This window comes from Cerasicoccus maritimus, from assembly GCA_031296935.1.
Classification (GTDB): domain Bacteria; phylum Verrucomicrobiota; class Verrucomicrobiia; order Opitutales; family Cerasicoccaceae; genus Cerasicoccus; species Cerasicoccus maritimus.
In genome coordinates, this window is the sequence record JAVDPD010000008.1 from 107517 (window position 1) to 119033 (window position 11517).

The 11517-nt window shown below is 55.1% G+C and carries 12 protein-coding genes; 8 read left to right on the plus strand and 4 right to left on the minus strand.

The window, feature by feature from the left end; all coding sequences use genetic code 11:
• Positions 1-36: 36 nt before the first annotated feature.
• The gene (locus tag RBB62_RS07405) at positions 37-690 is read right to left on the minus strand and encodes a TetR/AcrR family transcriptional regulator (protein WP_309398099.1); all 654 of its coding nucleotides are present in this window, start codon (positions 688-690) and stop codon (positions 37-39) included.
• A gap of 268 nt (positions 691-958) precedes the next feature.
• Between RBB62_RS07405 and RBB62_RS07410 the strand changes: the two genes are divergently transcribed.
• The 6 genes from RBB62_RS07410 (at position 959) to RBB62_RS07435 (ending at position 6524) form a co-directional block, all read left to right on the plus strand.
• Entirely contained in the window at positions 959-1396 is a 438-nt protein-coding gene (locus RBB62_RS07410) for an Rrf2 family transcriptional regulator (RefSeq protein WP_309398100.1), read from the plus strand.
• 172 nt (positions 1397-1568) lie between these two features.
• Positions 1569-2171: a Tll0287-like domain-containing protein gene (locus RBB62_RS07415; RefSeq protein ID WP_309398101.1), complete on the plus strand. Its 603-nt coding sequence runs from the start codon at positions 1569-1571 to the stop codon at positions 2169-2171.
• A gap of 8 nt (positions 2172-2179) precedes the next feature.
• Entirely contained in the window at positions 2180-2605 is a 426-nt protein-coding gene (locus RBB62_RS07420; RefSeq protein WP_309398102.1) for a c-type cytochrome, read from the plus strand.
• A 29-nt stretch (positions 2606-2634) separates the two neighbouring features.
• Positions 2635-3012: a group I truncated hemoglobin gene (locus tag RBB62_RS07425; RefSeq protein ID WP_309398103.1), complete on the plus strand. Its 378-nt coding sequence runs from the start codon at positions 2635-2637 to the stop codon at positions 3010-3012.
• A gap of 195 nt (positions 3013-3207) precedes the next feature.
• Positions 3208-5178, plus strand: coding sequence for an FAD-dependent oxidoreductase (locus tag RBB62_RS07430; protein WP_309398104.1), 1971 nt, complete (start codon positions 3208-3210; stop codon positions 5176-5178).
• The gene (locus RBB62_RS07435; protein ID WP_309398105.1) at positions 5178-6524 is read left to right on the plus strand and encodes a cytochrome c3 family protein; all 1347 of its coding nucleotides are present in this window, start codon (positions 5178-5180) and stop codon (positions 6522-6524) included. Before RBB62_RS07430 ends, RBB62_RS07435 begins: the two co-directional genes overlap by 1 nt.
• Positions 6525-6551: 27 nt before the next feature.
• Here the strand turns inward: RBB62_RS07435 and RBB62_RS07440 are convergent, their stop codons facing one another.
• The 3 genes from RBB62_RS07440 to RBB62_RS07450 all read right to left on the minus strand — a co-directional run bounded on the left by RBB62_RS07440 (position 6552) and on the right by RBB62_RS07450 (position 8745).
• The gene (locus RBB62_RS07440) at positions 6552-7805 is read right to left on the minus strand and encodes a beta-ketoacyl-[acyl-carrier-protein] synthase family protein (RefSeq protein ID WP_309398106.1); all 1254 of its coding nucleotides are present in this window, start codon (positions 7803-7805) and stop codon (positions 6552-6554) included.
• Positions 7806-7890: 85 nt separating this feature from the next.
• Positions 7891-8361, minus strand: coding sequence for a 3-hydroxyacyl-ACP dehydratase FabZ family protein (locus tag RBB62_RS07445; RefSeq protein ID WP_309398107.1), 471 nt, complete (start codon positions 8359-8361; stop codon positions 7891-7893).
• Between the two features lie 9 nt (positions 8362-8370).
• Positions 8371-8745, minus strand: a complete 375-nt coding sequence (locus tag RBB62_RS07450) for an acyl carrier protein (RefSeq protein WP_309398108.1) — start codon at positions 8743-8745, stop codon at positions 8371-8373.
• 160 nt (positions 8746-8905) lie between these two features.
• Here RBB62_RS07450 and RBB62_RS07455 point away from each other — a divergent pair, with 160 nt between their 5' ends.
• Positions 8906-9970 (plus strand): exosortase/archaeosortase family protein, encoded by a 1065-nt coding sequence (locus tag RBB62_RS07455; RefSeq protein ID WP_309398109.1) that lies wholly within the window; start codon positions 8906-8908, stop codon positions 9968-9970.
• Positions 9903-11498, plus strand: a complete 1596-nt coding sequence (locus RBB62_RS07460) for a glycogen synthase (protein ID WP_309398110.1) — start codon at positions 9903-9905, stop codon at positions 11496-11498. The genes RBB62_RS07455 and RBB62_RS07460 overlap by 68 nt, the downstream gene beginning before the upstream one ends.
• The last annotated feature ends 19 nt before the right edge of the window (positions 11499-11517 follow it).

Consider the following 11517-nt stretch of genomic DNA (forward strand, 5'->3'; position numbering starts at 1 on the left):
GATCAACGACCGGCAGTAGGCATTTGGGCGGGTAGCCTAGCTTGCTTTCAAGTTGCCAAGGAGGAAGCGGACCAGATCAAAGGCACTGTCTACTACCTGAGCTCCAATCAGATCAAAACCCAGAGTCACGGATTTCTCGATTAAAGCGTCTGTTCGTTGGAATTGCTCGCTCTCATCCTTGAGCCAGAAATCAACGATAAAGAGGAATTGCGCATAAACCAAACCTGGGTAAGCTTGATTGAGCTTGCCGCGAGAAGGGACTTCCTGCGTGCTTTTTGCTTCGTCTAAGAGCGGCTTAACGTATCCCAGAAATGCGTCTCGAAATTTTGCGAGACAGCTTGGACAAACCGCGAGCTGCATACCAGGATAGCGGAGGAGCATGAAGGAACGGTAATCCAGTGCTCCTTCCAGGAAAGTATAGTAGAATGCTGCGAGCTTCTGTTGCGCTGGATACTCCTGGTAGTCGGCATCGGCTTCGAGCGCAGCGACCGTGTCGCTGACCAGAGATTGCCACACTTCGCCCTCTAACGAATCGAAATTGGCAAAGTGGGCATAGAAATCCTTTTCGGAAACACCCTGGTTCTTGGCGAAACGACGGATGCTGGCAGGAGGCTCGCCTTCGTCGAGCAGGTGATCGAGATATGCGTCAATCCACGCAGAACGAGATTTAGTGGCAGCTTTTTTAGGCATACTGCAAATTAGGCCAGTCTGGCAGCGAACTCAAGGCTAGCTATCGCTTTTTGCACGCAAGACACGTAAAGACGCTGCCTCAAGATGGTGTTGAATCTGTATACAAAATCTTGTCGCGCGCTTGTATCCCATTCCTTCACTGAGGGCACTTCGATTAAGCTAATGATTAGAGCCCAACGGTCGTTTTAATATTTGGCTATTAAAAAGCTCATAACTTGCAATTAGGCGCAAAAGCCCACTAATTGAACATCCCTTTGCGATTATATATATGGAATTGACCGCGTTTACAGACTACTCGCTGCGTGTGCTAATGTATTTAGCACGCGAAGAGGGCCTGCAATCCTCTATTGATGAGCTTGCGGAGTACTACGGCGTTTCGCGACATCACATAGCAAAAATTAGCGGGCGTTTGGCGAAGGCTGGATATTTAAAGAACTCGCGTGGCAAAAATGGGGGAGTATCTTTGGCCTTGCCTCCAGAAGATATAAATCTAGCCGAGGTTGTGCGCTGTACTGAACCGCATTTTAATCTCGTCGAGTGTTTTTCAAGCGAAGAGAGTAGCTGCCTGTTGAACAATTGCTGCCGCTTAAAGGGTATTTTGTATGGCGCGCGTGCACAATTTTTTAAGCACTTGCAAAAATATACGCTTGCAGATGCCGTTGCGGGTGGATGGCCCAAAGATGAATTGAGCAGTCAAACACACTAAGTCCCCTGCGTTAGCCACCATAGATATAGGAGCATGAAGTCGATTCATGCCCTGTATGCAGGATTTACGCATTAAAAATAGTGATGAACGTTGATCGTTTCCTTAAAATGGCACCACGAGTGCTATTTTAAGGATTAGCCATTTCTTGCGGCTAAACATCATCTGACGTATCATGAAGAAAACGATCATCATCACCATTGCGCTCGGCTTGAGCGCAATTACCGGCTGGCTCGCTACCGGCTGCTCCAAAACAGAAATCGTGGAAGTTGCCCCTCCGGGTGTTTCCTTTGAAAAGCTAACCGACGCACTTCACATGGTGCTCGAAAACGACCGCACGGTTTACACTCAGAAAGTGGTGAATCGACTGGTCAAAGAAGATAAGGTTATTAAGGCAAGTGAACACTGGAGTGAAGACCAAGCTCTGCCATTGCCGGCGCAAATGTTCCGTATGGGCGCAGAGTTGACAGCCAGCAAGGACGCCTGGTTTAGCTATTCGCTGCAATCTCTCTGGCCAATCAACAAGTCGAATGCCGCTGGGCAAACGGAAGTCGAAAAGAAGGGCCTTGAGTTTGTGGCTGCTAACGGTGGGGCTGAGCCATTCTATGGCCAGGAAACCCTGGGCGGTCAGAATTACTTCACCGCAGTGTATGCCGATGTCGCTGTAGCGCCCGTTTGCGTATCTTGCCACAATGAGCATAAAGACAGTCCTAAGACTGACTTCAAGCTCGGTGACGTAATGGGTGGCGTTGTGATCCGCATTCCGATGGATTCCTAGTTGCCGCAATGAACTTTGCGAAGCATAGCCTGCTTCTCACTGGATGTTTGATCCTGGTCGCTCTGTTCTCTTTGAATGGATGCGGCCAGGAGAGGACACCAGTGGTGGAGTCACCGGCAACAGTAGAGAAGCCCAAGCCATTCGATCCGATGGCGCTTACCCTTAGTGATCCTAAGCTAATCGAAGGGCGCGAACTATGGGTTCCGCGCTGCGGGCAATGCCATACATCCGGACTCGGCGGCGCGCCTAAAATCGGTGACAAGGCCGCTTGGGCCTCGCGCATCGCACAAGGCAAAGAGGTGCTTTATGAGCACGCGATTAACGGATTTTCCGGCCCGCAAATGCTGATCATGCCAGCCAAGGGCGGCTTCACCGAATTAACTGATGAACAAGTCAAACTGTGCGTGGATTTTGTGGTCCATGCCAGCCAGTAACCAAAACAACCTAAGCTGATAAATTACCAATGAGCACTATCTATGATAAACTTGGCGGCGAGCCCGCCATCGATGCCGCAGTGGATATCTTCTACGTGAAGGTTCTCGCGGATGACCGCATCAAGCACTTCTTCGTAGGTGTGGACATGGACAAGCAACGTGACCACCAAAAGAAATTCCTTACCTTCGCATTTGGCGGGCCTAGTAACTATTCTGGTCGCAGCATGGGCCCAGCCCACGCTAAGTTGGTTCAGGACATGGGCCTCAACGACACCCACTTCGACGCAGTGGTGGAAAACCTTGCTGCAACCCTTACTGAACTAGGCGTGCCGGATGAGCTCATCGGCGAAGTCGCTGCGGTCGCTGAGAGCGTTCGCGCCGACGTTTTAGGTAAGGCAACTGCTTAAATCGAATCGACATTTTTCCCGCCGCGCCCTTCACCGCCATGAATGGTGGCGGTTGTTAATTGTAGTCAGCATTTGGCCCGGGGCGTTTATGCGCTCCGGGTCATAGATGCCATGTTGCCATATGCATTCCACCCACAACTCTAGCATTTCACTGAACGCGACCGTCTTTGCCGGTTTTGCGGTTTTTGGGCTGTAATGGATATAAAACCGCCAGCGGAAGACCCCATTGTAATTATTGGCAATGGCATGGCGGGCTGGCGGCTGTGTCAGCAGTTAGTCGAGCGCGGGGTTAATCAGAAGCGCCGCATTATTATTTTCGGTGAAGAACCCCGCCCGGCGTATGACCGCGTCAACCTGACCAAAGCATTTTACCTCGACGACCCAGACGAATTACTCTTGGCCAAGGCGGAATGGTATGAGAGTAACGGCATCGAACGCCGTCCAACGCGACACATCATCTCGATCGATCGCCAAGCTAAAACCCTGCATGACAATCAAGGCGATTTAACGGCTTACGGGGATTGTATTCTGGCAACCGGCAGTCGGCCGTTCATTCCCAATGCGGAAGGCGTGAAGTCGCCAAAAGTCTTTGTTTATCGGACATTGCAGGACATTCAAAGCATCAAGGCGGTTGCAAAAAAGGGGCAGAGCTGCCTCGTGATTGGCGGTGGGCTGCTCGGGCTGGAAGCAGCCGACACGATGCGCCGCATGGGCTTGGAAACGTGCATTGTCCACAGCGCGAACTGCTTGATGAGCCGTCAGCTCACGCCCGACAGCTCGAGCTATTTGCTGCGCGAAGTAGCTCAGCGTGGCATCAGCGTGCGACTGATCACTCGAACTAAGGAGATTCAGCCAACCGAAGGCAGGCTCCGCGTCAGCTTTGACCAAGGTGAGCCTATGGACGTGGACCTCGTGGTGCTGGCGGCAGGCATACGCCCACGCGATGAGCTCGCGGTGCAGGCGGGTTTGGCAGTCGGCGTGCGCGGTGGGGGCGTTATAATTGACGATGCGCTGGCGACGGCGGATCCCAACATTTTTGCGATTGGCGAGTGCGTATCGCATCATGGCGTTATTTACGGTATCGTAGCACCTGCCTATCAACAAGCTGATGTTTTGGCGGCCAGGCTTGCGGGTAAAAAAGAATTTTACCGCGGCAGTGACCATTCTTGCCGACTCAAACTGCTAGGTATCGAAGTCAGCGTGTTTGGCGACTTCATGGGAGAAGGTACGACGCATGTTTATCGTAGTGAAAACTGTTACCGCGCCCTCGTCACCCGCTTGGGGCACATCGTCGGCGCGACGATTGTTGGCCCTTGGGACAAGGCGATGCTGGTCGAACGTGCGGTTCGCGAAAAGCGCTCTATTTCCCAGCGAGTCGCTGAGGCCTTTGTTCGCGACGGTGAAATTTTCAACGATCCAGCGGAAAGCTCGGTGCTCAATTGGCCGGATAGCGCGCTGATCTGCCACTGCACGAACACCAACTGCGGCTCACTACGCAAGGCAGTGGCGGGTGGCTGCTCAACGGTCAAGGCCTTGGGGGCGGAAACCGGGGCAGGGCGGGTCTGCGGCTCTTGTCTGCCACAGCTCGCGGAGTTTGTAGGGGAAGACGCGCAGGCATTGGCTGCGGCTGGCGCGCCACGCGGCAAGTGGCTGCTGATCATTTCGGCGGTTCTTGGCTTGGTGTTGGCATTGACGATTTTTTGTGCACCAGGGCTCCCCGCAGCACAGAGCGTGCAGGGCAGCTACTATCAATTGACACAGATTTGGACCGACTCGCTGACGAAGCAAATCACCGGCTACAGCTTGGCGGGCGTCTCGGCCATTGCGCTGCTGCTCTCGGCGCGCAAGCGGATTAAGTTTCTGTCCTTTGGGAACTACGGTTTCTGGCGTGCTGCGCATTCCTGGCTGGGAGTGACCACCATCGCCATCCTCTTTTTCCATACCGGAATGCACCTGGGAGAGAACCTGAATTTGTGGCTGATGATTTGTTTCCTCGGGTTGAATCTGGCAGGCGCACTGGCAGCAATTGCGGTGGCTGCCGAGAAGCGCATCGACGGCTACCTTGGCATGCGCATGCGACGATGGGCTCTCAAATCACACCTTTTGTTTTTTGCACCATACCCGATCCTGCTCGGGTTTCACATCGCTAAGGTTTACATCTATTGATGCTCAACTTCCTCAAAGGTAATTGGTATTGGATGCTCGGAGTCACCGCGCTGGCGGGCTATCTGGGCTTTGCGTTGCAAGGGGGCGCTGAGCAGGTCCTGATGCCGGGCATAACCACGCATGGGCATTATCAAATTGAACTCGATTGCGCAGCCTGCCACACGCCCAATATGGGCGTAAAACAGGAGTCTTGTAACGAATGTCATGCCGAGGAACTGGAGCGCGTGGATGACTCGCATCCGGTCATTAAATTCAAAGACCCGCGCAACGCCGAGCGTTTAGCGCACCTGGACGCCCGCTACTGCATTACCTGTCACCGTGAACATCAGCCAGAGCTCACGACACCAATGGGCCTCACGTTGCCAGCTGACTACTGCTACCACTGCCACCAGAATATCGCTGAGGAACGGCCGACCCACGTTGGTTTGGATTTTGACTCATGCGCCACTTCCGGCTGCCATAATTTTCATGATAACACTGGCCTTTATGAGCGTTTTCTGGTCGAGCACCTAGACGAGCCCGACTTCAAGCCCGATGCCTATCTGCGTGTGCGTGACTACTACCTGACGCACTTTGGGGAACGCGGTGAAGCCCTGGAGCAAGCCCGCGCGGAATATCCTCATGAGTTAAAAGTTAGCCAGGATATTCTACATGACTGGTCGGCAACTTCGCATGCCGCCGCCGGGGTGAATTGCCGCGCTTGCCATGACATGCCCGACGCTGAGACCGGGGTAATGGTGTGGGTCGACAAGCCCAATTATGAGTCCTGCCAGAAGTGCCACGATTACGAGGTAAAGGGCTTTCTGGAGGGCAAGCACGGCATGCGATTGGCGCACGGAATGAGCCCGATGACGCCCGGCATGGCGCGTCTGCCGATGAAGCCTGAGTCTGCGCATTTCGAACTCTCATGCATGTCTTGCCACAGCAGCCATGAGTTCAACACCACCTTCGCAGCGGTGGACGCCTGTCTGCAATGCCACGACGACCAGCACTCAACCGCCTACAAGAATTCACCACACTTCCAGCTGTTCACGCAAGCCGAGGATGGCCTGCGCACACCTGATGAAGCCGTTTCCTGCGCCACTTGTCACTTGCCGCGCGTTGAGGTGTCGAAGTTTGGTGAAACGCTGGTCCGCGTGGACCATAATCAGAATAACAGCCTGCGGCCGAACGATAAAATGATCCGCGCGGCCTGCATCAATTGCCACGGGCTTCAATTCTCACTCGACGCCTTGGCCGATCCTCAGCTGATCCGCAATAACTTCAACGGACAGCCTAAGGTTCACGTCGAAAGCCTCGACATGGCGCGCGAAGAGCAAGAACGGACTGAAGCCAGCCGCCGCTAAACCTAATTTTCTAGGCGAGAATGGCGTTTAACTGTGCCTCTTGAGCGCGAGCGTGACATTGGCTCCGCCGAAACCACTGCTATTCTTGAGCGCGATATTGGGAGCGCCTTCGCGGTTTTCGGTGAGGATTTCCACGCCTTCGATCTTCGGATCAATCTCGGTGACATGCGCCGAGCCGATCGTGAAATCTTCGTGCATCGAAAGGGCGGTGAACGCCGCTTCCATTGCGCTGGCTTGAGACAGCGCATGGCCGGTGAGCGCCTTGGTGCTGCTGACTAGCGGACGGCTATCGGGGAATGCCTTGTTGAGCGCCTTGACCTCGGAGAGGTCGCCAATCGAAGTAGAGGTCGCGTGCGCGTTAACGTAGTCGACGTCTTCCGGATTAATCTGTGCGCTGTTCATCGCGATCTTCATCGACTCCGCCAAGCCGAAGCCTTCCGGGTGGGAAATGGCGACATTGTAGCCGTCTGAGGCTTGGCCCCAGCCGATCATTTCGGCGTAAATCTTGGCTCCGCGAGCCTTGGCCGTTTCCAGCTCTTCAAGCACCATGACCACTCCGCCACCGGTGCCGACGAAGCCGTTGCGGGCTTTGTCGAATGGGCGGGAAGCGATATCTGGATCCTTGGTTAGCGAAAGCGCGCGCATACCGGCAAATGGGAGAATGGCTTCGCGGTTGCCGTCTTCAGCGCCCACGACAAACATCCGCTTTTGGCGGCCCAGGGCAATCTCGTCATAGGCGAAACCTGCAGCATGGCCAGAGGAGGCGCAGGCCGAGGCGAAGCCGCAGGAGGACCCTAAAATCTTGAAACTGGCCACCATATTGAACGACAAAGCGCCCACTACAGACGAAACCACGGCCATCGGCGACACGCGGCCAACGCCCACTTGGTTCATGCGGGCTATGTTGTAGTGCATACCGCGGGCCGAGCCGGCGGAGGCGGTAAACATACCCGTTTCGCGGTTGGAAACTTCCTCTTCGGAAAGCCCGGCGTCTTCGATGGCCTGAAGCAAAGCGCAGTGTGCATACAGGACGTGCGGCGACATGCTGCGCAAGTGCTCGCGGCGAATCTTATAGGGCTCCGGAATGGTCCAGTCTTCGACGTCCATCGAGGAGCAGTCGAAGCCCTTGATGGTTCCGAGGACGCTGACCGGATCTTTCTCCAGAAATTCGTCAGTGAGGGCGATGCCGTGCTTGAGGCCCCGAAGACTCTCGGTGACGGTGGCGCGGTCATTCCCAATGCTGGTGATAAATCCTAGTCCAGTGATGGCTACTCTTGGCATGATCGAAAAATATGGACGCTGAATTACGTCCTGACAATGGCTCTTTTCAGGTGTGAGGCGTCCGTCGGAAGATTATTCCAATGCGTTAAGCGTCCGTTTCCGCAGCGTAATCAAACTTGAGCGAGATCTCCTCGGCGAAGACGGCTTTTTCGCCGTTGACGAGGATCTTGCCCTCAAAGGTCGCCCCGGGGTGGCGGATGCGGCGGGCCTTGACTTGCATTTCCAGCTTATCGCCGGGCTTGCAAACGCGGGAGCAGCGCACGCCATCGCAGGCGGTAAAGAGGATGCGGCCCGGGTCTACTTTGGCGGTCAGGGAGTCGTCTCCCTCGGCTGTCAGCAGGTAAACGACTGCCAATTGCCCCAGCGCCTCCAGCATGATGGAAGCCGGAAAAACCGGGTTGCCCTTAAAGTGTCCGCGGAGGAAATCTTCCTCGCCAGTAATGTGGTAGCTGCCAGTGATGAGTTTACCGTCGATCACCGCTTCCTGTACAAACAGGAATGGATCGGCGTGGGGCAGGGCGTCTGCAATCGCGCCTCCGTCGATGTTAATCGCCATTAGATGCGCTTAGGCGGAGAGCTTGGCGCTCACAAACTTCTTAACGTCGCCAATGGTCTGGAGATCAGCGAGTTCGGAATTATCGATGGTGATATCGAGGGATTCCTCTACCAGCATCACGACGTCGACCATCGTAAGCGAGTCTAAGCCAAGATCATCCATGATCTGCAAGTCGTCGGCGCCAGCTTCCTTGAGCTTGGGGCGCACTTCCGGTTCGCAGAAGCGTTGAATGATGCCAATGATGACTACTGGAGCCTGGCTGACATCCCCTTCGTTGCGAAAAGCAATTGCCGCCTCGATTGTTTCGGGCGTGCAGCGTTTTAGGGAGTCACGCAGGTTCTCTTCCTGTTCAGGCGTAAGCGGGTTGTTCGATTCGGAACTCATAAGCCGCATTGATAAAGCGGTGCGGACGACCTTTTGTAAATCCTATTTTTCAATGTGATTTCTGGAGAACCAATTCTTCGTCCTGCGGTCGTAAAAAATGCTAGGCGGTTTGCTATTGCCCTTAGCTTGGGGGAGTCTTTTCCTCACCATCTCTGTTTTCATGGCGAAACCTCAAAATAATACCTCCGACAAGCCGGCGGGCCTCTGGGCCGACCTGCAAAGCTTTGATGCCATTACGCGCTTCAGCATTTTCCTCGTAGTGGCAATGGCTGGCGTGGTGGTTTTCGATCAATACTTTTATTGGTCAACGATCCCAGACTACAGCTTTGGTTACTTGGTGCCGATGTTTGCGGCCTACGTGGTCTATGACCGCTGGCCCAAGATCAGCGCTTACTTGCGCGGCGACAATGATGAAGCCAAAGGCAAGACGGACAACCCGCTGGCTTGGTTCTTTAACGTCTGTTTCGCGCTGGGCCTGCTGGCCTCCTTGCTGGTTTTCCTAATGGGCGCGCTGATTCGCGCGGGGCAGGGGCCATCCAACCAAGGTAGCTTAGCCATTGCGATGGGCTTTGGCGGTATCGTGATTGGGTTCGCCTACTTAATCGGCCAAAACGACGCCAAGGGCCGCGATTACGACCTGAAGCACCGCCTGACGTTTACTCTGTGGTTCCTTTTTCCGGCTTGGGTCTGGCTGATCTCTGCGCCGATGGTCATGTATTTAGACTCCACGGTGAAGCTCTACCTCCTCGAATGGGTGACGATCATTGTTTACCACGTGTTCGACTTCCTCGGCTTCTCCCTGGTCCGCGAAGGCAATGTGCTGCTGATGCCGAAAGGCAAGGTGGGCGTGGCTGACGCCTGCTCGGGCATCCGTTCGCTGACTGGCTGCATCTTTGCCGGCACGTTCCTGGCGTCGGTCTTCCTCGATAAGTTCTGGAAGAAGGTGCTGCTCTTTGTGGCGGCCTGCGTCCTCGCGTTTATCATGAACATTTTCCGCAGCTTGTTCCTGACAGGCTGGGCCTACCATTATGGCGCGGGCGCGATCGACGAAGAGGTGCCGATGATCGGCATGAGCGTGCACGACATTGCGGGCTTCTCGGTCTTGGGCTTGACGGTTGTTTTCCTGCTCGCTCTGCTCCCCATCTTCACCATTACTTTTGAAGACGAAGATGAAGAACATGGGGACGACAATCCGCTCCCTGACCCGGAAGCTGCTACACATTGATAAGATAAAGATGGAGAATCGCCGACTGAAAATCCTGCAAGTCGCGCCGGAATTGGCGCCTTATGCGAAAGTTGGGGGATTGGCCGATGTTGCTGGCGCCATCACCAAGGAAATGAGCCGCTGCGGGCACGATGTGAAAACGCTCTGCCCGAAATACGGCATTCTCGACGCCGAAAAAGAAGGCTGGGAAAAGCTACCCGAGGCCTTCGGAGTCCACCTCGGTTGGGGTCGCAGTGAATACACTCAACTCTGGAAAACGACTTATCCCGGCTCCAAGGCCGAGGTCTATTTCATTGAGTTCAACGAATACTTTGGCGGCGGCATCTACGACGGCGGCGCAAGTAATCCTGAGCGCTTTACCTTCCTCTGCCGGGCAGCAATTGACTTCTGCCACGCCTTCCAATGGTGGCCGGATGTGATCCATTGCCATGACTGGGGAGTCGGCTTGCTGCCGGTTTTCCTCAATACCACGGAGGCCCAGACACCGCTGCACCACGCGGCCAGCGTCTTCACAATCCACAATTTGCAACACCAGGGCCGGGCAGGGCGCGAGCTACTGGACTTTGCCGGCTTACCACAATCGCTCTACACTCCGGACAACCTTGAGCATCAGGGCGCGGTCAACATGATGAAAGCCGCGTTGTACCACTCGACCAAGCTCACCACCGTGAGCCCGCATTACTCGCGTGAAATACAAGGGCCGGACTACGGCTGCGGGCTCGACGGCGTGCTCCGCTATCGCTCGGGCGATTTGATTGGCATCCTCAATGGCATCGATACCGATGCGTGGAATCCCGCGACGGACCCCTTTATTCCGGCTAATTTTTCCGCCGACAACATGGCGGGCAAGGACAAGTGCAAACAGGCGCTGCAGGAATCCTTTGGCTTGGAGCAAGACCCGGAAATCCCGATTTTCGGTGCCGTTGCGCGTCTCTTCGACCAGAAGGGGCTCGATCTCTTTGCCGAGATCATTCCCGGCCTCATGAACGACATGAAGCTGCAAGTCGTGTTACTCGGCTCAGGTGATCCCGGCGTCGAAGGTTGGTTCAACGAGCTTGCCGCACGTTATCCGGGCCGAGTCGGCGTCTACATCGGCTACAACAACGAGCGCTCACACCTCATCGAGGCTGGTAGCGACTTCTTTGTCATGCCAAGCCGTTTTGAGCCCTGCGGCCTGAACCAAATGTATTCCATGGCCTATGGCACGCTGCCCATCGTCCGCGAAACCGGCGGGCTAGTCGACAGCGTGAAGCAATACGTGCCTGGCCGCGGCGAAGGCACCGGCTTCCGTTTCCACGAATCTAGCGCCCACGCGCTCTATTATACGATCGGCTGGGCCAATGCCACTTGGTGGGACCACCGCGACGAGATTCACAAGCTGCGCCACAACGCCATGACCCAGGACCTCGGTTGGGAGCAATCCGCCGCCAAATACGAAGAGGTCTTCCAGTGGGCGGTGCAAACGCGACTGCGCGGCCTTGGCTTGGCATCCGGCCTCACCCTCACGCCCTGGAAGACGCCGGTCTGATTTGAGTGCGGATTGCGGA